Source organism: Bradyrhizobium lupini, from assembly GCF_040939785.1.
Classification (GTDB): Bacteria; Pseudomonadota; Alphaproteobacteria; order Rhizobiales; family Xanthobacteraceae; genus Bradyrhizobium; species Bradyrhizobium canariense_D.
The window spans coordinates 5,845,658-5,870,976 of sequence record NZ_CP162553.1; the positions used below are offsets into that span (position 1 = coordinate 5,845,658).

Below are 25,319 nucleotides of genomic sequence, written 5' to 3' on the forward strand. Positions count from 1 at the left end.
GCTACGGCTCTCGCCGCGACGGCGACGCATCATTTCCTGATCGTCCCCCTATGGAGGCTCGTTCTGAAACTTGACGCGTGCGCAATCAATTGCGTTGTCAGCGTTGCCGCCATCGCGCAGGCGCCAGGCCGAATTCACGCCTGAACGCCCGGCTGAATGCTTCTCCGGATCCGTAACCCACTTCCTCTGCGATTTGGTCGATCGGCTTGCGTGTTTCTCGTAGGCTCACCTTGGCTGCCTGAAGCCGCCAGATGGTCAGATACCGGATTGGTGGCACCCCGATCAGGGTTGTGAAGCGGTCGACGAAGGCGCTCCGCGACATCGAGACTTCTCTCGCAAGGGACTCCGCGGACCACGGCAGCCCGACGTTATGATGAATGGAGGCGAGCGCGCGTCCGATTTTCGGATCGGCAATCCCCTTCAGCCATCCTCCATCTTGATCGGTGTATGTCACGGAATATTGCCGCATCGCCTCTACGAACAGCAGTTCGGAAAGCCGAGACATCAGGTTTGACGAGGCGAACCTGCCGGCCGTCAGTTCGCCGGCTGCATATCGCACTGAAGCCTCGATCCAGTCGCGTGCGACCCCTCGCGAATGTCGAGCTTCAGCACTCTTGGCAGGGCCGCGATCAACGGATTATAGGTTTCCTCGCTGCCGAGAAAACCGCACACGATTTGCGCCGGCTCACCGCCTCCGCCGTGCATAATTTTTGCCAGCCCCCCATCCGGTGACGGCTGAATGAGATGACGCGCGTTTGTCGGTACCAGACCCGCGTCGCTGGCGAGTGTATGAACATCGTTTCTGGGCAGCAGTACGATCTCGCCGGCCCGCACCTCGACTGTAGGTTCGCTGTCGACGCTGAGCAGAAATTTTCCGGCGATGACGAAGTGGTAAGCGATCAGCAGCGAGGGCTTGACCGCGAAGGTCACGCAGTCCTCAGCGACGATCTGCGTATGGACGCTCCACGGCGCGGTGAACCGCGCATCCAGAAAAATGCCGCCGGTCAGGCGAACCGATCGAAGCACTTCCGATAGCGGATCGATCATTAGGCTAATCTCAGATTTGGACGATCGGTCAACTGATCCGGCTGGGCGATCATTCACCGTGGCGGTCCCCGCGCTTATACGGGGCTCATGAATGAACTGCCAAGCAACCGATTCCTCCACGTTTCCTTGAGACGCTGTCCAGACGGTCAGGCGGACGCGGAACCGGTTGCGGAAGAATGGAAAAGCGGGACGCCACGACGGGGTTCTGGATGGCAGCCAAGCAGACGGATATCCCGATCATGAGCATCGCGCAGGCTACCGCAACCGTCACGCCGTATATCGATTTCTGGAACGCGGTACTGGCTCCGAAATTCAATGCGTGGCGGCACATCCTCGCCGGCGGCCTTCACCTGCATAGCGCTAAAGTCTTCCCGTCGCTGCCGATCAGAGCCGGCGACAGGGCCCTGGATGTGGGATGTGGCTGGGGCGACACCGCAATTGAACTTGCGCGGCGCGTCGGACCGACCGGATCCGTCCTCGGCCTCGATTGCTGCAATGCCTTCCTCGACGTCGGCCGCGCAGATGCGAAGGAGGCAGGGGTGACCAATCTCAGCTTTCTCGAAGCGGATGTTCAGACCAATCCGTTCGAGCCGGTACATGATTTTTGCTTCTCTCGCTTTGGAACCCAGTTCTTCGAAGACCCAACGGCTGGCTTGAGCAACATGCGATTTGCGCTCAAGCCGGGTGGACTGATGACGATGGTCGTCTGGCGCGAACGGGCGGACAATCCGTGGCTTACACTGTCGAAGGAGGTTCTGCTTCGCTACCTGCCCCCCGTCAGGGAAGACGCTGCAACCTGCGGCCCCGGACCGTTTTCTATGACCGATCCCGAGGCCGTGACTCGGCAATTGATGATTGCCGGCTACGGCGGCATCAGGTTCGAACGGATCGATGCCGAAGTCTTGGTCGGGCGAGATCTTGACGAAGCGGTCGCGTTTCAGCTCGCGATCGGTCCCGCAGGGGAGGTTTATCGCGAAGCCGGTCCGAAGGCTGCTCGTTTGTTTGATACGCTGGTGGCGGCCTTGAAGGACGAGTTGAAACAATTCGTCCGCCCTGAAGGCGTGATGATGAATTCAAGCTCTTGGATGGTCACCGCGCAGAATCCGGGATCACCGCCGCGGCCCCGGGGGTGACGTACCCGCGCCAGTCGCTGCTCGAAATCTCTTCATTGTAAGCACCGCCGCCGCCGCCGCCGCGATCGGACGAATCGATGCAAAAAAATGAACTCTCTGGGAGAAGATTGATGGCAGGTCTAGTTGCGGTCCTCTACGGCACTGCCGCTTACGGTGTCACGCTCGTCGCCTTGCTCTATCTCATTGGCTTCACCGGGAACCTGGTCGTTCCAAAGTCTATCGATTCCGGGGCCATTGGTCCGGTTCTGGCAAGCATTGTTATCGATGTGCTGCTAATCGGAGTGTTCGCGATCCAGCACAGCGTGATGGCGCGTCAGGGCTTCAAGCGCTGGTGGACGCGAATCGTGCCGGCTTCGGTCGAGCGCAGCACCTACGTGCTGTTCGCCAGCTTTGCACTGCTGTTGCTGTACTGGCAGTGGCAGCCGATCCCCACGCCGGTCTGGACCGTGAACCACCCGGTCGCGGCGGGGGCGCTCGACGCCGTCTTCTGGCTGGGTTGGGTCGTGCTGGTGGTCAGCACGTTTCTTCTCAATCATTTCGAGTTGTTCGGCCTCAGCCAGGTGTTCATGCACCTGTTCGGTAAACAACCGCCCGAAGCCAAATTCCGCACGCCGTTGCTCTACCGGTATGTCCGCCATCCGATCTATCTCGGCATCCTGCTCGCAGTCTGGGCCACGCCTGCGATGACGGTCGGTCATCTGGTCTATTCGCTTGGCATCACAGCCTACATCCTGATCGGCATTCAGTTGGAAGAGCACGATCTGATCCAGCAGTTCGGCAACCGGTATCGCCGCTACCGCCGTCACGCGGCCATGCTCGTCCCGCTTTCATGCCGAAGCTTCGCCGCGTCCCACGACGCCGACATCTGACCCGAGACGCTCGTCAAGACAGGCCAATCAGTCCGCAAGCAGGGGTGGATTCAAGCGGCGCGGCGTCCGGTCGCAGCCGTATCGACACGGCCAGGGCGGCGTGCGCATCGCGTTCTGATCAACTCATTTCAACCTGAGGCGTCCGGCCAAGAGGATCACCGACCGCATGACCATCCTCCATTTGAAGGATGGCCGATATTCCCCGCGGCTCCGGTGGGACACGATCAAAATGATTTGAGCGCGATACCGGCTCGCTATCAGCGGAAAAGCTTAAAGTTGTCTCACAGCTATCCTCACACCGAGGGCGCGTCTTCGAATGAACAGGGTTTCACATCCGCGGTCGGTTTCGGAATCGTCGAAAGACAATTCAGATGATCAGCAGCAACTGAGCGACCTGATCAGCGTCATCTACGATGCCGCCATCGATCCCTCTCGTTGGGAAGACGCCATCGTCAGCATCGTGCAATTCGTTGGCGGCGCAGCAGGCGGGCTGTTCTGCAAGGACGTCGGTGTCCAGCACGCCACGGTGCCCCATCGCTTTGGATTTGACGTGCCGTTGCGGGTCGAACTCTTTCGGCAGATTTATTCCTCCGCGGAGGGGCACTTTCTCGGTGACCTCAAGCAGCCGATCGCGACGACCGATTTGATGTCTTTCGCAGCACTCACCCAGAGTGAACTATACCGGCAGTGGGCCGAGCCCCAGGGGCTTGTCGATTTTGTCAGCGCGGTTGTCGACAGGACCACGGTCAGCACAGCTATTTTCGGGGTCTTCCGCCACCGGCGAAATGGGCTCGTCGACGAGCACGCGCGCCGGCAAATGAGGCTGATCGCGCCGCATATCAGGCGTGCCGTCGTGATCGGCAAGATGTTCGAGTTCAAGGCCGCTGAACTCGCGACGTTCGTTGACACGTTGGACGGGCTCGGTGCTGGCATGTATCTCGTCGATCCCGGTGGACGTCTCATTCACGCCAATACGGCCGGCAATGCCATTCTCGACGCTCGTGATATTCTGAGTTCCGTGGGCGGGCGGCTGGTCGCCAGCGATCCTCAGGTCGACCGCACCCTGCGAGATGTCTTCGCCACCGCGGGGCAGGGCGATGCCGCACTTGGTATAAGGGGCATCGCGTTGCCGCTGACCGGCAGGAAGGGCGACCTCTATGTGGCCCATGCATTGCCCCTCACGTCAGGCGCGCGTCGGCGTGCTGGTATTGTTTACACCGCCACGGCGGCCTTGTTCGTTCGCAAGGCGTCGCTGGCGGTTGCTTCTATTCCCGGAGCCATCGGCAGCGCGTTCAAGCTGACGCCGACCGAACTCCGCGTGTTGCTGGCCATCGTCGAGGTCGGTGGCGTTCCTGAGGTCGCTATGGCGTTCGGGGTCGCCGATAGTACGGTTAGGACGCATGTCAGCCGGTTGTTTGAAAAAACAGGCACCGCGCGCCAGGCGGATCTCGTCAAGCTGGTTGCAGGCTATACGACGCCCCTGGCGGGATAGGAGAGAGGGCGCTCATTGCAGCACCCAGAAGCAGCAAATATTTGCGCGCTCCTCCCACATTCGCAGGACGACACCCAAGCAGTGGTTGTTCAGGATGGCATGCGTCCGGCCAGCATGCAGTGGGGTAGGTGATCAGGCGTCCCTGCCTCGCCGCATCTGGACAGGACTTGGGAGCGCAGCATGTCCATTGAAGTCGAGGGCACGGTTTCTGCGGCGGGGCACGGACGTCAAGCAGGGGCGGCGGCGCGCAGAATAGTGATTTGTGCCCTGGCGGCGACAGGAATCCTTGCGACCAACATCTTCTTGCCTTCGCTGCCGGTCATCGCGGCCGATTTCCATGTATCCAGCGCGGCGGTCACGTCGGCCTTCACGATCTTTCTGGCGATTTTCGCCATAGGGCAATTGATTGACGGCCCGCTGTCGGACCGGTTCGGGCGACGCATGCCGATTCTGATAGGGCTCGGAATTTTCATCGCCGGTACGATCTGGTGCGCTTTCGCGCGCGATCTATCGAGCCTGCTGATCGGCCGATCAATGCAGGCTTGCGGCGCATGTGCGGCTTCGGTGCTTTCACGTGCGATCGCCCGGGATCTGTTCGATGGCCAGGCACTTGCAAAGGTCATGGCCTCGATCACCATGGCAACCGCGGCCGCCCCAGGCTTTTCACCGCTGCTGGGGAGTGCGCTCGATCTATTCTTTGGCTGGCGCTCGGAATTTGCCTTTGTCGCGGCCTTCGCGCTCTGCACGGCTTTGGCCTATGCGACCTTCGTCGGCGAAACCAATGACGGCGCGCGTCGTTCTCTGAATCCGCTCAAAATTGCCGGCTTCTATCTGGAGCTTGTTCGGGATCGCCGGTTCGTTGCGCCTGCTAGAACCGCTGGACTGGTGATGGCCGGTCTTTTCGCGATTTTCTCCAGCGCGCCGCGGGTGCTGCTCGAATCGTTTGGATTCTTGCCAATCACACTTGGTGAGCTATTTGCGGGCGTGGTCTTCCTGGTGTTTGCGGCCGGCATGCTGGCGCCTAGGCTATCGGCGCGGGTTGGTTCCTGCCGTGCGACGTCGGTCGGCTTGGGACTAACCGTCCTCGGAGGCGCCGGGCTGCTTTGCGCGGTGCTGCTCGCGAACGGCGCGCTGCTGCCATTTCTGTTAGCGGCTTCCGTCTTTCTGTTCGGCGTGGGAATAGTGAGCCCGCTGTCGAGCGCGGCAGCGCTGTCGCCGTTTGGCAGCAAGGCCGGTATCGCCGCAGCCCTGTTCGGATTCTCGCAAATGGCGGGCGCTGCATGCGGTGCCTCTCTCGCGGCGATTGTCGCCAGCGATCCGGCCGTCGGGCTAGGAATCGTGCTGACAGTAACGTCGCTCGTGGCGGTTATCCTTCACGAGCGGCGCTAATCTGAGGTGGATCTTGCCGAGAACACAATGGGTTTGGTGTGAGGTTCTTTGCGGCGCCCTGGCATGCCACTATTGTCGAGCGGCGATGGCCGTGATCTCGAGTTTGACGCCGGGACCGAGATCCGCCACGCCGATTGCGGCGCGCGCCGGCAGATGAGCCTCTGCAAAATGCGCCTTCCAGGCCGCGTTGAAGTCTGCCTTCTCCTTGAGGCTCGTCATGTAGATGGTCACCTGCAAGACGTTGCTCAGATCGGATCCGAGGGTCTTGAGCAGCTGCGCCAACTGCCCGAGGACGTCATTTGCCTGGCCCGACATGTCGAGGCTCGTGTCCTCTGGGACGATTCCACCGATGTAGAGCACGCCATGATGCTCGACCACTTCGTGGAGCAGACCCTCGTAGGGCAAGACGCGCTTGATCATGATGGGACCGATGTTGTGTGTGACGGGCGGCATATCGCACATTTCAATGTCAGTGTCGTCGCAAAGAGATCTCGCGCCAAGTCTCACCGAAAGACGGACCGCGCGGCTCTGAATGCAACCGACTAAAGCGTTGAAAATAAAAGCACAAATTGGACGAAAAATCGCCGCCGGGTCGTTCCTGCGAACGTTCGCCAATCTGTCCTTGCACGAGCGCCCGGCATTTTCGCCGGCCCTGACCCGACGACATCGAAGCGCGGATCGCTATACTGCGACGCGGATGACATCGGTGCGGCCGGGACAGTGCCGCGACCGGAACAAGGAATGCGACGATGGACGATACGATTGGCTTCCCCGACCCCGGCCTCGACCTGTCCGACGGCTTCAAGCCGCACACCTCGCATTGGGGCGTGTTCTCGGCACGTCAAGGCGAGGCCGGGCTCGAGGTCAGGGCCTATGCGGGCGATCCCGATCCGAACCGCATCATCGACAATTTTCCCGGCGCGCTACGCCATCAGGCGCGCATCACCCAGCCGGCGATCCGCCGCGGCTGGCTCGAACGCGGTCCGGGTCCGGACGATCGCCGCGGCCGCGATGAATTCGTATCCGTCAGCTGGGAAAAGGCGCTCGATCTGCTCGGCGACGAGCTGGCACGCATCCGTGACACGCGCGGCCCCGGCGCGGTGTTCGGCGGCTCCTATGGCTGGTCGAGCGCGGGCCGCTTCCACCACGCCCAGAGCCAGGTGCATCGCTTCCTCAACATCGCCTTGGGCGGCTATGTGCGCTCGGTGAACTCCTATTCCTCCGGCGCGTCCTCGGTGCTGCTGCCGCAGATCCTCTGCGGCTACGAGGATATCACCAAGCGCAATGTCACCTGGGAGCAGATCGCGGCTGATACCGACATCGTGCTGGCGTTCGGCGGCATGGCGCTGAAGAACTCGATGGTCGCAGGCGGCTCGATCAGCAAGCATGTCGAGCGCGGCGCGATGGAAGCTGCGCGCCGCCGCGGCTGCGAGTTCATCCTGGTCAGCCCGTTGCGCGAAGACCTGCCCGTCGAGGCCGGCGCCGAGTGGATGACCTGCGTGCCCGGGACCGACACCGCGCTGATGCTCGGCATCGTTCATACGCTGATCGCGGAGAACCTGCACGACCAGGCCTTCCTCGATCGCTACACCGAGGGCTGGCCGGTCTTCCTGCGCTATCTCACCGGCGAGAGCGACGGCCAACCCAAGCACGCCGAATGGGCCGCCGCGGTCTGCGGCGTCGACACCGACACAATCCGCAAGCTGGCGCGCCGGCTCGCCGGCAAGCGCGCGCTCATCACCGTCTCTCATTCGCTCCAGCGCGCCGAGCATGGCGAGCAGCCGGTGTGGATGGGCATGGTGCTGGCGGCAGCGCTCGGCCAGATCGGCCTCTCCGGCGGCGGCTACGCCTATTCGTTGGGGGCAATCGGCTATTACGGTCGCCGCGTCAACGACGTGCCGGGGCCGACATTGGGGCAGGGCCGCAACGCTGTCCGCGATTTCATTCCGGTGGCGCGCATCGCCGACATGCTGCTCAATCCCGGCAGCGCCTATCGCTACAACGGCGAGACGCGCACCTATCCGGATATCCGCCTTGTCTACTGGGCCGGCGGCAATCCCTTCCATCACCACCAGGACATCAACCGCCTGCGCAAGGCGTTTGCGAAAGTCGACACGCTGGTCGTGCACGAGCTCGCATGGACTGCCACGGCCCGGCATGCCGACATCGTGCTGCCCTCGACGATGACGCTCGAACGCGAAGACATCGGCTATTCCAGCAACGATCCCCTGATGGTCGCGATGCACCGGATCGCCGAGCCGTTCGGCCTTGCGCGCGACGACTACGAGATCTTCGCCGATCTCGCCGACCGTCTCGGTGCGCGCGAGCCCTTCACCGAGGGGCGGACGTCACGTCAGTGGCTGGAACATCTTTATGAGCCGACCCGCGCCTCGCTCGAAGCGCGCGGCCTGGAAGCGCCGAGCTTCGAAGAGTTCTGGCGGCGCGGCAGCCTGGTGGTGCCGCAGCAGCCCGACGACGGTGGCCGGCTGCGCCGCTTCCGCGACGATCCCGTCGATCATGCTTTGCCCACGCCGAGCGGTCGCATCGAAATATTCTCTGCCAAGATCGCAGGTCATGGTGATGCGGATTGCCCGGGCCATCCGGTCTGGCTGGAGAAGTCCGACACGCCCAAGCCGGGGGCGCCGTGCTTCCTGGTCGCCAACCAGCCGGTGACGCGTCTGCATAGCCAGCTCGATTTCGGCGGACATTCGCTTCAAAGCAAACATCGCGGCCGCGAGGTCGCGCGCATGAACCCACGGGACGCTGACGCACGCGGGATCAAGCACGGCGACATCATCCGGCTGTTCAACGCGCGCGGCGCCTGTCTCGCCGCGGTCCACGTCACCGACGGCATCGCGCCCGGCGTGGTCCAGCTCCCGACCGGCGCCTGGTACGACCCGATGGACCCCGAAGACGACGCGCCGCTCTGCGTGCACGGCAATCCGAACGTGCTCACCCGCGACGTCGGCACGTCGTCCTTTGCGCAAGGCTGCACCGGTCAGCTCACGACAGCCGAGGTCGAGAAGTTCACCGGCAATCTGCCGCCGATCCGGGCTTTCGATCCGGTGTAGAAAAAAAGGGGCCGTCCTGTGTGGGTGCAGGGACGGCCCCGAGTGGCTCGCAGGCCCGGGAGGATGAGGGCGCGAGCGAATGCTTACGCGGCTGCGCTGATCCAGTCCCTCTCCGTAGCAGGACGACGCGGCGGGGAGTGCTTGCACCTCTCGCCGTTCGCCCTTGCTGGCGAGGCGCCAGCGTGCCGGGGATTGATCGGTGATGCGCTTGAAGACAGTCGAAAAATGCGCCTGCGTGCTGAAGCCGACGGCGAGTGCGATCTCGGCCAGCGGCCGCTCGGTGGTCGCCAGCAACGTCTTGGCCTGCTCGATCCGGTGATTGAGCAGATATTCGCGGGGGCGATAACCGGTCGCGACGCGGAATTGCGCCGCAAAGTGCATTCTGGACAGGCCGGCGACATTGGCGAGCTCGGACAGGCTGATGCAGCGGTGGAAATGATCGGCGATATATTGCTCGACGCGCCGCAGCCGCCATTTCGGCAGGGCATTGACCTTGGCGCGTGGCAATTCCAGCCGTGCCAGATGCATCGCGAGGGTTTGGCCAATGCAGCGCGTGAACTCGTGGTCCGCGGCGTCGCCAAGTTCGATCAGCGCCTTGGCAAGCTCGGCCGCGAGCGGATCGCGCAACAGGACGAGATCATTCAAACCTTCAGTTCCGGAAAATTGTGCCGGAAATTGATCCGCGGAGATGTAAAAGTGCAAGAAGGCGCATGGCGACTGGAATTGTACGGCGAGGGGCTTTGACGGCGCGGTGAGATACAGTGTGCCCGCGGGCATGGTCCCGTCGAAAATGACCTGGCGATCCCGGGTCAGTTTCGCGCGCGTGGTCTTGAGGGCGATGCCGACGAAATAGCGATCCTCGGGCGTCGTCGCTTGGTGCGACGAGGTGCTCCGCGGGTCTTCCCATCGCGAGATCGCGATGTCCTCGGCCGCCGCTCCCGTGCGCGGATCGATCTGACGCCATTGACGCTCCCGAATGATCGCCTGTGTTGCCCGGGGGAACTCGCAATCCCCCGAGGTGCCCGGAAATTCAATCCAGGCATCACCTGCCTGCAAATTGGTCAACATCGTTCGTCCTCTCCGGGCGTTCTCCGCTGCTTGCAACCAGCAAACGGGCAAAGCCCACGTTTTCCATGGTGAGAGGATAGGCGTGAGCTGACCTGCAAGCTCGTTAGTGGTGATTAGGATGTGTTAGTTTTTGTGGGAGCGCATCAGGTGCGGCATCCCGTCTCAGGAAGCGTCGTTTTTGTACAGTTTATCAGACATTTGCGTATCCCCGATACGACTCAGGAGAGCACCGGTCATGGCGTGGAGATCGATGTGGAGGTGTGAGTTCTGTGGGTTGCCCTCGCTGGACCTCGCACTGGCGCCGGGTATAGTCGCGCCGCATTTCGCTGGAGCGGCCGTCAAGATGAGTCAAAAGTGATCGAGCTCTCGGCAGGACAGGGCCCCCGCGGCCGCGACGCCGCGGCGATCCCAGATTTCGATGCCGTCGCGTTCGGGCCATTTTCGCTGCGGTCGCGGCTGCTGGAGAAGGATGGCTTGCCGGTCAGGCTCGGCAGCCGCGCGACGGATATTCTGCGCCTGCTGGTCAGTCGCGCCGGCGAAGTGGTCCCGAAGAACGAAATTCTCGGCTATGCGTGGTCCGGACTTTCCGTCGAGGAGGTCAGCCTGCGCGTCCATGTCGCGGAGCTGCGCAAGGTGCTCGGCGACGGAAAGGATGGTGCCCGCTACATTACCAACATCCCGGGCCGGGGCTATTGCTTTGTCGCGCCCGTGCGGCGTGGCGGGCGCGCGGAGGTGGCTACACCGGCGTCGCGTGTGCCTGAAAGGGCCGCGCCGCCACCGTCGCTACCGCGCCGATTGGACCGGATGGTCGGGCGAGAGGACGCCGTGGCCGAGTTGGCAGCGCGCTTGCTCCGCGATCGCTTCGTCACGCTGCGAGGGCCGGGCGGCATCGGAAAGACCACCGTTGCGACTGCGCTCGCGCACGAGATGTGCGATAGCTTCGACGGCAACGTCCATTTCCTCGAATTCGGTCCGCTCAAGGACGGAGCGCTGGTCGCGAGCACGGTTGCAGCCGCGTTGGGCCTCGTCGTGCACCACGAGGACCCCTCGGCCAGCATCGTCAATTTCCTGCGCGGCCGCCGGCTGCTTCTCGTGCTCGACAGCTGCGAGCACGTCATCGAGGAGGTCGCGCGCCTTGCAGAAAACATCTACCGGGAGGCGCCTGGCATCGTCATCCTCGCAACCAGCCGCGAGTCGCTGCTGGTGGAAGGCGAGCAGATTTTCGAGCTCGTTTCGCTCCCCGGTCCGCCGCAGGGCACCCGCCTCAGTGCCGGCGAGGTGCTTGCTTATCCCGCCGTGCGCCTGTTCGTCGATCGCGCCGTCGCGGCGGGGCATCGCGACGACATCACCGACGAGGATGCCGAAGTCCTGGCCCGGATTTGCGGCAAGCTCGACGGCATCGCGCTGGCGATCGAGCTGGCTGCCGCACGTGTCGGTCTCTATGGACTGCGCGAGATGGCGGCGCTGCTCGACAACCGGCTGCAGCTCGAATGGCGCGGGCGGCGGACGGCGCCGCCGCGGCAGCAGACGCTCGGCGCTACGCTCGACTGGAGTTTCGGTCTGATCGGCGAGAGCGAGCGGATCGTATTTCAGCGCCTCGCCGTCTTCGCAGGTCACTTCACGTTGAGGGGCGCGATAGCAGTCGCGGCCGGGGCGGAGATGGCGGAGGATCGCGTCGTCGAGGCCCTGGAGCAACTCGTGGTGAAGTCGCTGGTTTCCACCCAGCCGGACGGCGCATCGCGGCGCTATCGCCTGCTCGACGCAACGCGTGCCTATGCCCTGCAGAAACTGGCCGACGGCGGACAGCTGGCGCAGATCGCGCATCGTCATGCTCTCTATGTTCAATGCACGCTCGAAGCGGGCATGAGGGACAAGGAGGGCAGCGATCATGCGTCACGTTTGCAGGAAAGCGCGAGCCTGCTCGCCGATGCCCGCGCTGCGCTGCAATGGGCTTATGCCAACGACGACGGCGCCGGCTTGCGCGTGCCGCTCGCCGGCAGCTGCACAAGGCTGTTCGTCGAACTCAATTTGCTGAACGAGGCCCGCATCTGGTCCGATCGCGCACTCGCAATGCTGGACGAGGCCGACCGGGGCGGCGCATGGGAGCTCGAGCTTCAGTCGACGCTCGGTCACGCCTTGATGTTCACCGAACGTAACAGCGAGCAGGTGGAAGCGGCGCTCAGGCGCGGGCTGGAAATAGCGGAAGCGCTTTCCGATCACGCCAACACATTCAGGCTGTTGTCCCGGCTCAACATGTTCTACCGCCGGACCGGTCGCTATCGGCATCTGGTGCCGACTGCGCTTCACGCCGAGCGGATTGCCCGCGTCATCGGCGATACCGCGGGCATCGCCGGGAGCAAAGCGCTGCTCGGCGTGTCATATCACCTCGCCGGAGACCAGGCCGCGGCGCAGGCTCATCTCGACCAGGGCCTGCGAGACGACGCTGCGCTCCGCGGCACCCAACCCGGGCATTTCGCCTATTCACGCACACCGCAAATTCCGCTCGCGCGCGTGCTATGGCTGCGCGGCTTTCCCGATCGTGCGCTCGAATGCATCCGGCCGCTGGTCGGCGCTTCGGCGCCGCATGACGTGGTCATGCATTGTATCGCATTATGCTGGTCCGCTTCGGTATTCGGCTGGCTCGGCGACTGGTCGTCGGTCGAGGCCATGACCGGTCGTCTGACCGCGCATGCGAGCATGCACGGGCTCGTGCCTTACGAAGCCGTCGCGGCGGGTTTTCGGGCGCAGAGCATGATCGCTCGGGGCGAGGCGGCCGGCGGCGTCGACCTGATGCGGAGTGCGCTTCCACGCCTGCATGCCGACCGCTACGAACTCTATGCCTCGGCGTTCGCCGCGGATCTGTCTCGGGGCCTGGTCAGCTTGGGACAATTGACGGAAGGCATTCAGGTTCTTCACGAAACCATTCTGCGGGTCGAGCGGGAAGGCGGCGCGTTCGACATGCCCGAGCTGCTCCGTCTGCGGGGAGAGCTGGAGGTCCAGGGCGGCAATCCCGACGCGGCCGAGGCCGATCTTGTCGCCTCGATCTCGCTCGCCGAACAGCAGGGCGCGCTATCGTGGCGGCTGCGAGCCGAGATGTCGCTGGCGCGGCTTCGAACCCGGCAGCATGTGCAAAATCCGCTCGAACAGCTCGCTCAAACCTATGCCCGGTTCTCCGAAGGGTTCGAGACCGCCGATCTCATTGCAGCACGGCGCATGTTGAACGAACCGGGGGCCTGAACAGTCGATACGACCGTCTCTTCTCGCTGCTGAGCGCGTCCATCAGCGCTCAACCCTTGTGTCCAGCCAGCCGCCCCAGGAAGTCGCGGACAAGCAAAGCGATCTCGTCGGTGGCTTCATTCAGCGCGAAGTGGCCGGCTTCGAGAATGTGAACCTCGGCATCCGGCACGTCGTCGCGATAGGCCGTCGCGCCTGCGACGGCGAATGACGGATCGTATTCGCCCCAGACCACCAGCGTCGGTGGCCGCGTCTGGCGCAACCAAGCCTGCCATTTCGGATAGGAGGCGACGTTGGTCCGGTAATCCAGGAACAGCGTGGTCTGAATCTCGGCCTGGCCGGGACGCGTCAGGAACGCGTATTCGTCGATCCAGGTGTCGGGGTCATAGCGCTCGGGACGCGGACTGGAGCCGAGATGCCGCTGACGCGTCGCCTCCAGGGACGTAAAGTTGGCCTTGAGCGCCTCGACCTCGTGCGCCGGGTCGGCCCAGTACTTCCTGCGCGCATTCCAGAGCGGGCTCAGCCCCTGCTCGTGCGAAACCGCGTTCTGGACGATGACACCGCGGACGCGTTCGGGATGCGCCAGCGCCATGCGGAAGCCGACAGGGCCTCCGTAGTCCTGCATGAACAGGACGTAGTCGGTGAGGCCGAGCTTCGTTGTGAGCTCGCCGATCACGGCGGCGATGTTGTCGAACGTATAGGTGAAGTCGCATGGCGGCGGCGCGCTGCTGTTGCCGAAGCCGGGATAGTCCGGCGCGATGAGATGATATTTGTCGGCGAGCAGCGGCATCAGCGGCTCCCACATCCGCGACGACGAGGGAAATCCGTGGAGCAGCAGCACCGTCGGAGCGTCGGTGGGCCCAGCCTCGCGGTAGAAAATCTCGAGACCCCGGATATCGGTCTTGTGATAGCTGATCGAGCGCCGGCTCGATCGCAGATCCTGTGCCGAGGCCTGCACGGTCGCGCAGGCCAAAGCGGCCGATAGGGCAAGAGTGGCTGGGATGTTCATGTCATCGCTCCGAATTCGGCATGTGAGGTGAAGATGTGTCGCAAGTAGGGGACATCCCCTTGTGACGGCGGCGTCGAGAGGCACCATCGCGGGCGCCTCTCGCGATGTGCCGCATCTGGGCTTTACGACGCGCGCGCCAGCGGCTCGCCCTTCAGGGCGGCGAGCAGGGCCTGCGCGGCCGGACCCGAGGAGTGCGGGTTCTGGCCCGCGATCAAGAGGCCGTCGGTGACGACGTGAACGCCCCAGTTTGCCGTCTTCGAGAAGACGGCGCCAAGCTTCAGCATTTCGTCTTCGACCAGGAAAGGCACCACCTTGGTGAGGCCGACGTCCTCCTCTTCACCATTGGTGAAACCGGTCACCTCCTTGCCCTGAACCAGGGGCTTGCCGTCGGGCGTCTTGACGTGGCGCAGCGCACCAGTCGAATGGCAGACCACGGCGACTGTCTTGCCGGCGGCAAGGAAGGATTCGATGAGCTTGACCGAGTCCTTGTCCTCGGCGAGGTCCCACATCGGGCCGTGACCGCCGGGATAGAAGACGGTGTCGAAATCTTCCTGCTTGACGCTGTCGAGGCGAACCGTCTTGTCGAGTTGGGCTTCGGCGGCGACGTCGGCCTCGAAGCGTAGCGTCAGGTCGGTGCGGAATTCGCGCTCGTTGCTCTTGGGGTCGAGCGGCGGACGGCCGCCTTTCGGCGAGGCGAGGGTGATCTCGGCCCCGGAATCCCTAAAGATGAAATAGGGGGCGGCGAGCTCCTCGAGCCAGAAGCCCGTCTTGCGCCCGGTGTTGCCGAGCTGATCGTGCGAGGTGATGACCATCAATATTTTCATGACCGTTCTCCTTGAGTGCGTTTGCTGCGATGACGCGCTCCATTGCGGTGGAGATGCGCGGAGCTGGGTCTCGTTCGAGCACGTCACGTCGTTCGTTGCTCGCGACCCCAATCTGCGCTCAAGGCTGACTGTTGGCTCGTTATGTATTGTTAGACGTTGAGAGTTGGAGATATCGCGCGGGCCGCTACTCGAAGACGGCGTCAAAGATCTCGACATCCATCAGCACGGGCTTGGCGACCACGGTTCCGTCGGGCCGCAGCGTCTGCGCGCGTCGGAGCGTCGGCACCACGATGCCGCCGAAGCTGTCATGGGCCCAGGAGTAATGCGCGACTTTCATTCCGAACAGATCGTGATCGGTCCGCCGTTGCAATGCGTTCTCGTCGAAATAGAAGATCTGTTCGGGCGCGAGCGTGATCAGGCTCGGTGGGAATTGCGCCCGCAGCCGCCGCCATGACTCGTTATTCTCCTGCCACGGCGGCAGCTCCTCCACCAAGACATCGGGATGGGCGAGCAGGAATGGATTGGTCAGATAATTCCAGATCGCGACGCCGCAGAAGAAGACGAGATGCAGCTCGCCCGCGAGCGCGGGCGAACCGGCCTCGGTGAACGCAAGACTCGGATTGCGCCAGGTCCGCAGAATCTCACCTTCGAGGCTTTCGATCGTGATCGCGTCCGGCTGAAACGAGCCGGAGTGTTCGCCTCCGGTGATGCCGGTGAAGCGGACCGATTGCGTGCGGGTCGAGCCCTCCGCCGTCACGTCCTTGAATTCGCTGGCATGTCCGGTGCTGGAGAACAGCGTTCCCGCGACGGAGAGGTGAAGCGTGAACCGGCTCAAGCTATTCCAGCGGGCCATTCCGCCGCTGGCATCAATTACATCGTCAAGAAGCGCCATGTCCCGCCATATCCACCATGAAGTGCCACCACCATGGCGGGGCGGATGCGGCTTGGCGTGTTAGAATTTGTTAGGAGTTGCGAGCGGATAGCCTTGCGGTATCTCATTGAAGATACTCTCAATTCAGCGCCGCAAGGAGCTCCCTGGCGGCGACGAGATCACGGGTCTGGAGGCCCTCCTGGTACCGCGCGACGAGGGGGCGAGCAGGGCGCGTGCGTCGGCGGCTTTTCCGGCCCCGCGCCAAACCCGGCCGAGACTAATTGCTCCCCGCAGCTCCCAGCCGAGCGCGCTTTGGCGGCGTGACAGATCGAGCGAGTCCAGGAAGCAGCTTTCGGCCTCCGCGGCATTGCCCGACCGGGCGAGGATGTCGCCCTTGACCCTGAGCATCTCCGGCATGTCGAAGGATTCGCCATGATCGGGAATCTCTGCGATGGCATCGTTGATGGTCTGCAAGGCTTCGTCGGCCTGGTTCTGCGCCACGAGTCCCTCCGCGAGCGCGGTCGCAAACACCGTGGTCATGATCCGGTGTCGCGTCGCGTACAGCGTGGCCTGGCTGCGGCGGAGGTGCTCGATGCCGGCGGCGACGTCGCCGCGGCGAAGCAGCAGCTCACCCTTCTGGCCGATGCCGACCGCGTGATAGGGCCCGAGGAAGTGCCGCGCGGAATGATCGATCAGCCGCTCGATCAGGATTTCCGCATTGGCCAAGTCGCCGACCCAGAGGAACACGTAGATGGTCCAGATCAAGGAAATACCGAGAGTGAGCGGCTGTTCGAGCAGTTCGGCTTCGCGAACGGTGTATCTCGACGCCTCGATCGCACGATCGGGCCGGCCGGTGAGCCAAAGCCCGCGTGCCAGCGCCACCAGTGCGACGATGCGGTCGTCATAGCCGAGATGGCCGATATTCAGCCGCTGCGAGCCGGGATTATGCAACATCGCGCTCTCGCAGAGCTGCACCGCCTTGTACTGGTTGCCGATCAAATGATGGGCGACGCCCAGCATCCATTCGACGTTCAGCGTGCTGGCGGGATCGTTCAGCTTCCGCGCGACGCTCTCGCCCTGTTCCCCGGTTCCGAGTGCTCCGTGAAAATCTCCGACCCTGGTGAGATAGATGTGCAATCCGCGGAGCAGCCAGAGCTGCCAGTGCAAATCCTGGAGCTCCTGGGCAAGCTGGAGACTGCGCGTGAATGCCGAGCGGACCGCTTCGGTATTGCCCTGCGTGAACATCGCGGAGACGCCGAGCGCGGCCTGCAAGATCATTTCATTGCGGCCATCCACCGCGCTCGCGTCGAGGGACGCCAGCGCCTGCTGGGTCCAGCGGTAGCATTCGGTCAGCAATGTCAGCTCGAGAAAGAATTGCGCCGCCGACGCCGCCAGATCCACGCCGATCGTTCGGTCCCCGCCGTCCGAAAAGCTCCAGGTCAGCGCGGCCCGGACATTGGGCAGGTGGTCGGCATAGGGAAGAAAGCCTCCGGCGCTCTGCATGCCCGTGGATTTGAGAGCGATGTCACGCAGGAAATCGCGGAAATATTCGGCGTGGGCACGTGCGACGCGGTCAGCTTCGCCGTTCTCGACGAGCTTCTCCGCGACGAAGGCACGCGTCGTATCCAGCAGGCGATAGCGCAGCCGCCGCTCCGCAGGCGAGGTCGCGATCAGCGATTTGGAAAGCAGGTTGGAGATCGCCTCGGCGGCTTCTGCCTCGCCGATGCCCTGACAGGATGCGACCGCAAGCGCGGCTTCCAGCGTGAACGGCCCGACGAAGGCCGACAATCCGCGCAGCGTTGCGCTTTCGGTTGCCGGCAGCAAATCATAGCTCCAGGCGAGCGCCGCACTCAGGGTGTGGTGTCGCGGGACAGCGGTGCGCCGGCCGCGCCATAGCAGGGAGAAACGGCTGTCGAGCAGCGAGGCGGTGCCGGCAATGCCATAGGCGTTCACACGCCCGGCCGCGAGCTCGATCGCGAGCGCGATGCCGTCCAATCGACGGCAGATGTCGGCCACAAGCGGCGCATCCTCCTCGCTGAGCTCGAATTCGCTCAGGCTCTCTGCAATTCGTTCCACGAAGAGCTGAGTTGCGGGATAGGCAAGGATGTCGGCGATGCCGAGTCCGTCGCGCTGTGGCGGGCAATCCAGTGGAAACAGCCGATGGACACGCTCACCTTCGGCGCGGAAGGATTCGCGGCTGGTTGCGAGAATATGCAGCTCACCCGCTTCCCGGACGATGCGCTCCGCCAGAGGGGCGAGATCGTCGAGGATGTGCTCGCAACTGTCGAAGACCATCAGCATCCGCCGGTTGCGCAGGAACGTCAGCAACCCCGGCACCGGATCGTCGGAATTGACTGTCAGGCCCAGCGCGGCCGCGATCGTTCCCGCGACGAGCCGGGTCTCCCTCAGTGCGCCGAAATCGACAAAACACACCTGGCCGTCGAAGGCCGGGAGCTCGCCATGCGCCACGGCCAGTGCGACCGAGGTCTTGCCGATCCCGCCGGGACCGACGATCGTGACGAAGCGATGCAAGGCGAGCTCGGCGGAAATTCTCTGGACCGCATCGTCCCGCCCGATCATCTTTGCCAGCGGCGAGGGCAACGAGCGCGGCGAAGCAACGGGCAGGCTGGTCCGGTTCTCCGAAGGGGCAGCCCGGAGCAGCGCCGCCGTGAAGCAATAACCTCGTCCGGGGACGTTGACGACGTAGCGGGACCCTTCGCCCGGATCGCCCAAGGCCTTGCGCAGCGTCGTGATGTGAAAGCGCAGGCTGCCTTCGTCCACATTCACGTCGGCCCAGACCCGCCGGATCAACTCACGCTTGTCCACGACCTCGCCGGCGCGCTCGGCGAGAAAAACGAGGATGTCGAGCGCACGGCCGCCGAGGTGAACCGGGGCGCCGTCCTTCTCGAGCAGCCGCGTCTTTGCGAACAGCCGGAATGGCCCGAAAGCAATGGCCGAATCCTGGTCGTTAGTGTCCGGCACGGGCCAATCATTCCAGTGAGAGCTGAACTCTGCACTTTGATCTAGCAGAAGGGAACCCTGAGTAAACTGGTCGAAAGTGGCGAAATCGCGTGGAGGGTGCCGGCAATTGGCCGGTCGCGCGCGACGATCCGTCGCAAATTGTACTCAACGCGAGCCTCTTTCGGAGCGATCGGGACAACCCGGCAGTGTGCTTGACCGACCAGCTCACGTTCGGAGTGCCCGTCGTCGGACCCCCATCATAACAGAATCTTGCAACGTCTAACGAGCAATGCGCGCGAACTGCATCCAGTATCCGTTCCGAGTTTGACGCTAATTCCAACGGGGAGGCTACGATGTCCGGTATCAATGCTCGGCCGAATGACGACGTCGTTCGATCTCAATTTGTGGCCAGTTTAGACGATCAGTCGCGTGACTGGGAGCTCGTGCTGCGGGAATCCCACCATCGGATGAAGAACACGCTAACGATACTGGGTGCGTCAGTCCGCCGCGATTTCACCCGAACGGGTACCAGGGACGTATCGCTTGCAGCGGACCGGCTCGAGCGGCGCATTGTCGCCTTCGGCAGGCTCTATCAACTCTTGTCCGACAATGACGACCATACGGCGATCCCGGTGGCGGCCTTCTTCGAAAATCTGTGCGGAGCGATTTCCGAGGCCGTGCTGGAGCCGGCGGGCATCCGCTGCGAGGCTGCAATTGAAAGCGGCACGCTGCCGGCGTCGCAATGCCATCGGCTCGCGCTGATGCTGACGGAGCTGGTAACGAATGCGGCCAAGCATGCCTTCCCGAACAGGAATGACGCACTGATCCGCATCGAGACGGCCAATCGCGACGGCGCCTGGTTCTGCACGGTAATAGACAACGGGATCGGCGCGACCGGGCCGCTTCAGGGCACCGGCAGCCGGATTCTCGAAGGACTCGCACGCAGCATTCACGCCCGGCTGCAGGGCGAGGCGGGAGAGGACGGCACACGCGTAACCATCGTGATGCCGATCGCAGCTGCTTGAAGCTCGTCTTAAATCCAACCCAGGGAGTTCGACATGGCCACTACCGAAATCGACCACGACGCCGCGGCCAAGCCTTCCAACAAGCCTGCGAAGACGCCTTCGACATCGCCTAGCGTCGATCAGCGGCTCGAGGTGATCGTGATCCCGGTGTCCGATGTCGATCGCGCCAAGGCCTTCTACGCGCGTCTCGGTTGGCGCCTGGACGCTCCGGCGATGACTGGCGCGTGATCCAGTTCACGCCGCCGGGTTCGGCCTGCTCGGTGATCTTCGGCAGGAACGTGACGGCGGCAGCGCCGGGCTCGGTGCGAGGCTTGTACCTGATCGTCTCCGATCTGGAGGCGGCGCGAACGGATCTGCTCGACCGCGGCGTCGAGGTCAGTGCTCCATTCCACGGTGCCGGCGATGTTCACGCCGGGACCGACGAGCCTTATCTCTCCGGCAGCGTTCGGGTGAGCGGTGCTGACCCGAAGCGCGGCAGCTACGGCTCATATGCGTCGTTCAGCGATCCCGACGGCAATGGCTGGTTATTCCAGGAGGTCACGACGCGATTGCCGGGACGGATCGCGGGCGGCGGCACGACATTCGCTTCGCAGGCTGCGCTGGCCGCAGCACTGCGCCGCGCGGCGGCGGCCCATGGCGAGCACGAAAAGCGGACCGGCGGGCACGACGAGAACTGGGCCGATTGGTACGCCGATTACATCGTCCGCGAGCAGGCGGGCCAGCCGCTGCCATCCTGAGCTGGACAGCGGATTCTTCGACTGATGCAAGCCGACACGGCGCGCGATGACTGAGCTCATCGCGCGCCGTGTTGTTTTGGCGGCGCGCGTCGCGAGTCGACGATCGCTCTCCTCGGTGTCGCGCGGCTCGCAACGGCTAACGTGCTCTAACAACCCATAACGAGCAAATTGCCAGGGCCTGCGCCAATCTCTCGGCATGGCGAACCGAGGCGTTGATGTCGAATTCGGTCAGCATCACCGACCAAAGTCAGGGAGATCGAACATGAGCACGCAAGCACGTACCGACATTCTCAATCCAGACCGCCGTCAACTGTTGAGCCAGGCCGCGATGACCGTGGTTGCCGCAAGCGTATCGAGCCTGCTGCCGCTGCATTCCGCGAAGGCCGGCGTGAGTGGGGCGGTTCGCCCGTTCCACGTCAGCGTGCCCGAGGCGGATCTGCTCGATCTTCGCCGCCGTCTCGCGGCGACGCGCTGGCCGGATCGTGAGATCGTTGCCGATCAATCGCAGGGCGTGCAACTGACGACAGTGCAGCAGCTCGTGAGCTACTGGCAGAACGACTACGACTGGCGCAAGATCGAGGCGCGGCTGAATGCCTTGCCGCAATTCGTCACCGAGATCGACGGCGTCGACATCCATTTCATTCACGTCCGCTCCAGGCACGAGAATGCCTTGCCGATGATCGTCACGCATGGCTGGCCCGGTTCGATCATCGAGCAGATGAAGATCGTGGGCCCGCTCACCGACCCCGCCGCACACGGAGCGACGGCGGCGGACGCCTTCGATCTCGTGATCCCTTCGCTCCCAGGCCACGGTTTCTCCGGCAAGCCGGCGGAGCTGGGCTGGGATCCCCAGCGCGTCGCGCGTGCCTGGATCGTGCTGATGAAGCGGCTCGGCTACAACCGCTATGTCGCGCAAGGCGGCGATTGGGGCAATGCCGTGACGGAGCAGATGGCGGTGATCGCGCCGCCGGAACTGCTCGGCATCCACACCAACATGCCCGCGACCGTTCCTGACGACATCGCCAAGGCGCTTCAGCCCGGCGGATCGCGGCCGTCGAACCTCTCGGCCGACGAGCGCTACGCTTACGATCAGCTCGAGGACTTCTACAAGCACGGTCTCGGCTACGCGATCGAGATGTCCAACCGGCCGCAGACACTCTATGGCCTGGTGGATTCGCCGGCGGGCCTCGCGTCCTGGATGCTCGACCATGATGCGCGCAGCGCCGCAATGATCGCCCGGGTGTTCGACGGCAAGACGGAAGGGCTGTCGCGCGACGACGTGGTCGACAACATCGCGCTCTACTGGCTCACCAACACCGCGGTGTCGTCGGCGCGGCTGTACTGGGAGAACAAGCTGGTGTTCTTCGAGCCCAAGCACATCAAGATCCCGGTCGCCGTCAGCGTCTTCCCGGACGAGATCTACGCCGCGCCGCGCAGCTGGACCGAGAAGGCCTATCCGAGGCTGATGCACTACAACCGTCTCGACAAGGGCGGCCATTTCGCCGCCTGGGAGCAGCCCGCGTTGTTCTGCGCGGAAATGCGCACCGCCTTCCGACCGCTGCGTCAGTCGATCTGAGACGCGCACTTCCGCGCGTTCCCTTCTTTCCCCACAGACCAGGAATCCAATCATGAACCGCCCCGAACGCACCTTCACGACCGACCAAATCCGCCTGGAACGTCGGCTGCCGTCGTATTGGCGTGTCACCTTCGACATGCCCCCAGTCAATATCTTCGGCCCCAAGCAGCTTCCGCTTCTTGACGACGTCGTCAAGGCGATCGAGATCGATCCTGAGGTGAAGGTCGTGGTGTTCGACAGCGCCGTCGAAGGCTTCTTCATCACGCATTACGACTTCCTCGCGCCGCTGGAGGATCTGCTTCGTATCCCGCCGGGGCCGACGGGCCTGCAGGCACTGCCCGACATGCTGGTGCGTCTCAGCCGCGCGCCGGTGGTTTCGATTGCCTCGATTAGGGGCCGTGCGACCGGCGTCGGCAGCGAACTGGCGCTGGCAAGTGATATGCGCTTTGCCAGCCGCGAAAAGGCGGTCCTGTCGCAATGGGAGGTCGGTGCGGGCCTGGTGCCCGGCGGCGGCCCGATGGCGCGGTTGCCGCGCCTGATGGGCCGCGGCCGCGCGCTCGAGGTTCTGCTTGGCGCCGACGATATCCACGGCGATCTCGCCGAACGTTACGGCTATGTGAACCGCTCGTTGCCGGATGCCGAGCTCGATGGCTTCGTCGAGGCGCTGGCCATGCGCATCGCGTCCTTCGACAAGGAGGCGATTGCCGAGACCAAGCGCCTCGTCGACGTTGCGAGCCTGCCACCGGATATCGAGATCAAGCCGGAATGGGACGCGTTCCTGGCCTCGCTCAGCCGCCCGGCAAGCCAGAGCCGCATCAAGGCGCTGATGTCGCGCGGCTTCCACCGCGCCGGTGATGTCGAGAACCGGCTCGGCTTCCATGTCGGACAGATCGGTAGCTAAAGCGTTTTCAAGCGAAGTGGATACCGGTTCGCGTGAAGAAAACGCGTCAAAGCAAGAATCAAGTCCCGTTCCGATTTTATCGGAACGGGATTTGGCGGAACTGCTGCGGCGCTCGGCCGGTTGGAACGGCGACAGGCGGTCGTGCCAATGTCGCTTTCGTACCGTACCGAGTGCCGGTGCTAAAAAAATCAACCAGGAGAATTGAGATGATCCGCAAGGCAACAGCAGTCTGGAAAGGCACCGGTCGCGATGGCACTGGTCAGTTATCGAGCGAATCCGGCGTGCTCGCCGCGACGCCTTATTCGTTCAAGACCCGCTTTGAGAACGAGAAGGGCACCAATCCCGAGGAATTGATCGCTGCGGCCCATGCCGGCTGCTTCACTATGGCGCTGGCCTTCGGCCTGCAACTCGCCGGCTTCACGCCGGACGAGCTCACGACTGAAGCTGCGGTCAGCCTCGAGCCGGAAGGCAAAGGCTTCAAGATCAGCAAATCGGCGCTGAAGCTACGTGCCAAGGTGCCGAACCTCGACGACGCTGGTTTCGCCAAGATCGCGGGCGAGGCCGAGAAGAACTGTCCGGTGTCGAAGGTGCTCAACGCCGCAATCACGCTCGACGCGAAGCTGACGTAAGGCGCGCTCAATTTATGTCCATCTGGTTCTGCTTGGGGAAGCTGAGGTCGTCGAAGCTTTGGCCTCCACGAGAGGAACCGGATGGGCAAATGCCCGGCTTTCGACTGGGCCGCCGAAAGCATAGGATGCGACGGGTTCAGAACGGACAGACCGATCAATTGGGAGTGGAGATATGACAACGGAACGCGCAATTTTGGCCGGAGGCTGCTTCTGGGGCATGCAGGATCTGATCCGCAAGCAACCGGGCGTGGTCTCCACCCGCGTCGGCTATACCGGCGGCGCGGTGAAGAATGCCACCTACCGCAACCATGAAGGTCATGCCGAAGCGATCGAGATCACCTTCGATCCCGCCAAGACCAGCTTTCGGACCATGCTGGAGTTCTTCTTCCAGATCCACGATCCGACCACGCTCAACCGCCAGGGCAATGATTTGGGCACGAGCTATCGCTCGGCAATCTTCTATACCAGCGACGAGCAGAAGCGGATCGCCAAGGACACGATTGCAGACGTTGAGGCGTCCGGTCTCTGGCCTGGCAAGGTCGTGACCGAGGTCGCGCCCGCGGGCGAGTTCTGGGAAGCCGAGCCGGAGCATCAGGATTATCTCGAACGCTATCCGGACGGGTACACCTGCCACTTCATCCGCCCCGACTGGAAGTTGCCGCGGCGCGGGGCTGCCGCGGCAGGCTAAAGCGGGTCGTCGCTATTGCCGGGGAGAGCCATGGCTGAAATCCGCGAGATCATCGCCGGCATCCGCAGATCACATCGACCGCTTTTCGGGCCATCTCCCTCAGCTCCGGGCGGCGGGCGCCGGCACGGGCGCGAATGGCGATGGTGTGCATCGTGGCTGAAGCGAGAATGGCAAGCGCCGCCGGATCGGCGTCGCGCTTCAGCTCGCCCTTGTCCTGGGCGAGGCGGAAGCGGGCTTCGAAATCGGCATCTATCATGCGCAGTCCCGCCGCAACGCTGCTCCGGATCGCGGCATCTTCTGCGACTTCGGTCACCGCCGTCCCCACCACGAAGCAGCCGCGTGCGGCTCCCTTGCCGGAAAAGTAGATCGACAGCGCCGCGTCATAGGCCAGCATCAGCGCTTCGTCCAAGGAATGGTCCCCGGCGAGAGCCTCACGCGTCGCGGCAAGGCTGATCTCCCAATACCGCGCGAGCGCCTCGAGATAGAGCGCATGCTTGTTGCCGAACACCGCGTAGAGGCTCGGCGGACTCATTCCGGTCGCGGCAGCGACCTTGTCCAGGGAGGTACCGGAATAACCGGTCCTCCAGAACGTTTCCGTTGCCCGCTTCAAGGCCGTCTCTGCGTCGTAGGCCGGTGGGCGTCCCCGGCGCGCCGGGGTCGTTTCGCTCTTTTTCCGTGCCATATCGTCAGAACCCCGGTTGCCATGTTCCACACGCATATTTGTATGGATCGTTATAAAAATCAAGGTCGCGGACTTGATCGCCGCGTCGGAGTACAATATTTGTAACGAACGTT

At 63.4% G+C, this 25,319-nt stretch carries 18 protein-coding genes and 3 pseudogenes; 12 read left to right on the forward strand and 9 right to left on the reverse strand.

What is annotated here, in order from left to right; genetic code table 11:
- Window positions 1-97: 97 nt before the first annotated feature.
- On the reverse strand, window positions 98-559 hold the full coding sequence (locus tag AB3L03_RS27730) for a helix-turn-helix domain-containing protein (RefSeq protein ID WP_368507338.1): 462 nt from the start codon (window positions 557-559) through the stop codon (window positions 98-100).
- Window positions 535-1,047, reverse strand: coding sequence for a cupin domain-containing protein (locus AB3L03_RS27735; protein WP_368507339.1), 513 nt, complete (start codon window positions 1,045-1,047; stop codon window positions 535-537). The genes AB3L03_RS27730 and AB3L03_RS27735 overlap by 25 nt, the downstream gene beginning before the upstream one ends.
- Window positions 1,048-1,256: 209 nt before the next feature.
- On the opposite strand from AB3L03_RS27735, the gene AB3L03_RS27740 reads away from it, so the two are divergent.
- The 4 genes from AB3L03_RS27740 (at window position 1,257) to AB3L03_RS27755 (ending at window position 5,930) form a co-directional block, all read left to right on the forward strand.
- A complete protein-coding gene (locus AB3L03_RS27740) occupies window positions 1,257-2,180 on the forward strand; it encodes a class I SAM-dependent methyltransferase (RefSeq protein ID WP_368507340.1) in 924 nt (307 codons plus the stop codon).
- A 110-nt stretch (window positions 2,181-2,290) separates the two neighbouring features.
- Window positions 2,291-3,049 carry a methanethiol S-methyltransferase gene (mddA, locus tag AB3L03_RS27745; protein ID WP_368509084.1) on the forward strand — a complete coding sequence of 253 codons (759 nt, stop codon included), beginning with the start codon at window positions 2,291-2,293 and terminating at the stop codon, window positions 3,047-3,049.
- Window positions 3,050-3,365: 316 nt separating this feature from the next.
- Entirely contained in the window at window positions 3,366-4,541 is a 1,176-nt protein-coding gene (locus tag AB3L03_RS27750; protein ID WP_368507341.1) for a helix-turn-helix transcriptional regulator, read from the forward strand.
- 180 nt (window positions 4,542-4,721) lie between these two features.
- On the forward strand, window positions 4,722-5,930 hold the full coding sequence (locus AB3L03_RS27755; RefSeq protein ID WP_368507342.1) for a multidrug effflux MFS transporter: 1,209 nt from the start codon (window positions 4,722-4,724) through the stop codon (window positions 5,928-5,930).
- 69 nt (window positions 5,931-5,999) lie between these two features.
- On the opposite strand, the gene AB3L03_RS27760 is transcribed toward AB3L03_RS27755, so the two are convergent.
- Complete coding sequence (locus tag AB3L03_RS27760) at window positions 6,000-6,350, reverse strand: RidA family protein (protein WP_026234010.1); 351 nt, start codon at window positions 6,348-6,350, stop codon at window positions 6,000-6,002.
- Window positions 6,351-6,679: 329 nt separating this feature from the next.
- Here AB3L03_RS27760 and AB3L03_RS27765 point away from each other — a divergent pair, with 329 nt between their 5' ends.
- The gene (locus tag AB3L03_RS27765; RefSeq protein ID WP_368507343.1) at window positions 6,680-9,001 is read left to right on the forward strand and encodes a molybdopterin guanine dinucleotide-containing S/N-oxide reductase; all 2,322 of its coding nucleotides are present in this window, start codon (window positions 6,680-6,682) and stop codon (window positions 8,999-9,001) included.
- Between the two features lie 83 nt (window positions 9,002-9,084).
- On the opposite strand, the pseudogene AB3L03_RS27770 reads toward AB3L03_RS27765, so the two are convergent.
- Window positions 9,085-10,069 (reverse strand): annotated as a pseudogene (locus AB3L03_RS27770) (helix-turn-helix domain-containing protein).
- Between the two features lie 354 nt (window positions 10,070-10,423).
- Here AB3L03_RS27770 and AB3L03_RS27775 point away from each other — a divergent pair.
- Window positions 10,424-13,306 carry a winged helix-turn-helix domain-containing protein gene (locus AB3L03_RS27775; protein WP_368507344.1) on the forward strand — a complete coding sequence of 961 codons (2,883 nt, stop codon included), beginning with the start codon at window positions 10,424-10,426 and terminating at the stop codon, window positions 13,304-13,306.
- Between the two features lie 49 nt (window positions 13,307-13,355).
- Here the strand turns inward: AB3L03_RS27775 and AB3L03_RS27780 are convergent, their stop codons facing one another.
- The 4 genes and pseudogenes from AB3L03_RS27780 to AB3L03_RS27795 form a co-directional block, all read right to left on the reverse strand.
- Window positions 13,356-14,312, reverse strand: coding sequence for an alpha/beta fold hydrolase (locus AB3L03_RS27780; protein WP_368507345.1), 957 nt, complete (start codon window positions 14,310-14,312; stop codon window positions 13,356-13,358).
- Window positions 14,313-14,434: 122 nt separating this feature from the next.
- Window positions 14,435-15,136 (reverse strand): type 1 glutamine amidotransferase domain-containing protein, encoded by a 702-nt coding sequence (locus AB3L03_RS27785; RefSeq protein ID WP_085361023.1) that lies wholly within the window; start codon window positions 15,134-15,136, stop codon window positions 14,435-14,437.
- A gap of 184 nt (window positions 15,137-15,320) precedes the next feature.
- Entirely contained in the window at window positions 15,321-16,028 is a 708-nt protein-coding gene (locus AB3L03_RS27790; protein ID WP_085348991.1) for a hypothetical protein, read from the reverse strand.
- 118 nt (window positions 16,029-16,146) lie between these two features.
- A pseudogene (locus tag AB3L03_RS27795) lies at window positions 16,147-18,989 on the reverse strand (winged helix-turn-helix domain-containing protein).
- Window positions 18,990-19,321: 332 nt separating this feature from the next.
- Here AB3L03_RS27795 and AB3L03_RS27800 point away from each other — a divergent pair.
- The 6 genes and pseudogenes from AB3L03_RS27800 (at window position 19,322) to msrA (ending at window position 24,524) form a co-directional block, all read left to right on the forward strand.
- Window positions 19,322-19,993 (forward strand): sensor histidine kinase, encoded by a 672-nt coding sequence (locus tag AB3L03_RS27800; RefSeq protein WP_085348993.1) that lies wholly within the window; start codon window positions 19,322-19,324, stop codon window positions 19,991-19,993.
- A gap of 33 nt (window positions 19,994-20,026) precedes the next feature.
- A pseudogene (locus tag AB3L03_RS27805) lies at window positions 20,027-20,730 on the forward strand (VOC family protein).
- A gap of 262 nt (window positions 20,731-20,992) precedes the next feature.
- Window positions 20,993-22,306, forward strand: a complete 1,314-nt coding sequence (locus AB3L03_RS27810; RefSeq protein WP_368507346.1) for an alpha/beta fold hydrolase — start codon at window positions 20,993-20,995, stop codon at window positions 22,304-22,306.
- Between the two features lie 52 nt (window positions 22,307-22,358).
- The gene (locus AB3L03_RS27815) at window positions 22,359-23,207 is read left to right on the forward strand and encodes an enoyl-CoA hydratase/isomerase family protein (protein ID WP_368507347.1); all 849 of its coding nucleotides are present in this window, start codon (window positions 22,359-22,361) and stop codon (window positions 23,205-23,207) included.
- A 206-nt stretch (window positions 23,208-23,413) separates the two neighbouring features.
- Window positions 23,414-23,836, forward strand: a complete 423-nt coding sequence (locus tag AB3L03_RS27820; protein ID WP_085348997.1) for an OsmC family protein — start codon at window positions 23,414-23,416, stop codon at window positions 23,834-23,836.
- A 172-nt stretch (window positions 23,837-24,008) separates the two neighbouring features.
- Window positions 24,009-24,524: a peptide-methionine (S)-S-oxide reductase MsrA gene (gene msrA / locus AB3L03_RS27825; RefSeq protein ID WP_026234007.1), complete on the forward strand. Its 516-nt coding sequence runs from the start codon at window positions 24,009-24,011 to the stop codon at window positions 24,522-24,524.
- Window positions 24,525-24,573: 49 nt separating this feature from the next.
- On the opposite strand, the gene AB3L03_RS27830 is transcribed toward msrA, so the two are convergent.
- Entirely contained in the window at window positions 24,574-25,302 is a 729-nt protein-coding gene (locus AB3L03_RS27830; RefSeq protein WP_231190506.1) for a TetR/AcrR family transcriptional regulator, read from the reverse strand.
- Between the last annotated feature and the right edge of the window lie 17 nt (window positions 25,303-25,319).

What these genes read in the sequence shown, in the direction of transcription:
- AB3L03_RS27735 (WP_368507339.1), bottom strand. Translation starts at nt 1,047, where the DNA reads ATGATCGATCCGCTATCGGAAGTGCTTCGATCGGTTCGCCTGACCGGC.
- AB3L03_RS27740 (WP_368507340.1), top strand. Translation starts at nt 1,257, where the DNA reads ATGGCAGCCAAGCAGACGGATATCCCGATCATGAGCATCGCGCAGGCT.
- mddA (WP_368509084.1), top strand. Translation starts at nt 2,291, where the DNA reads ATGGCAGGTCTAGTTGCGGTCCTCTACGGCACTGCCGCTTACGGTGTC.
- AB3L03_RS27750 (WP_368507341.1), top strand. Translation starts at nt 3,366, where the DNA reads ATGAACAGGGTTTCACATCCGCGGTCGGTTTCGGAATCGTCGAAAGAC.
- AB3L03_RS27755 (WP_368507342.1), top strand. Translation starts at nt 4,722, where the DNA reads ATGTCCATTGAAGTCGAGGGCACGGTTTCTGCGGCGGGGCACGGACGT.
- AB3L03_RS27760 (WP_026234010.1), bottom strand. Translation starts at nt 6,350, where the DNA reads ATGATCAAGCGCGTCTTGCCCTACGAGGGTCTGCTCCACGAAGTGGTC.
- AB3L03_RS27765 (WP_368507343.1), top strand. Translation starts at nt 6,680, where the DNA reads ATGGACGATACGATTGGCTTCCCCGACCCCGGCCTCGACCTGTCCGAC.
- AB3L03_RS27780 (WP_368507345.1), bottom strand. Translation starts at nt 14,312, where the DNA reads ATGAACATCCCAGCCACTCTTGCCCTATCGGCCGCTTTGGCCTGCGCG.
- AB3L03_RS27785 (WP_085361023.1), bottom strand. Translation starts at nt 15,136, where the DNA reads ATGAAAATATTGATGGTCATCACCTCGCACGATCAGCTCGGCAACACC.
- AB3L03_RS27790 (WP_085348991.1), bottom strand. Translation starts at nt 16,028, where the DNA reads ATGGCGCTTCTTGACGATGTAATTGATGCCAGCGGCGGAATGGCCCGC.
- AB3L03_RS27800 (WP_085348993.1), top strand. Translation starts at nt 19,322, where the DNA reads ATGTCCGGTATCAATGCTCGGCCGAATGACGACGTCGTTCGATCTCAA.
- AB3L03_RS27810 (WP_368507346.1), top strand. Translation starts at nt 20,993, where the DNA reads ATGAGCACGCAAGCACGTACCGACATTCTCAATCCAGACCGCCGTCAA.
- AB3L03_RS27815 (WP_368507347.1), top strand. Translation starts at nt 22,359, where the DNA reads ATGAACCGCCCCGAACGCACCTTCACGACCGACCAAATCCGCCTGGAA.
- AB3L03_RS27820 (WP_085348997.1), top strand. Translation starts at nt 23,414, where the DNA reads ATGATCCGCAAGGCAACAGCAGTCTGGAAAGGCACCGGTCGCGATGGC.
- msrA (WP_026234007.1), top strand. Translation starts at nt 24,009, where the DNA reads ATGACAACGGAACGCGCAATTTTGGCCGGAGGCTGCTTCTGGGGCATG.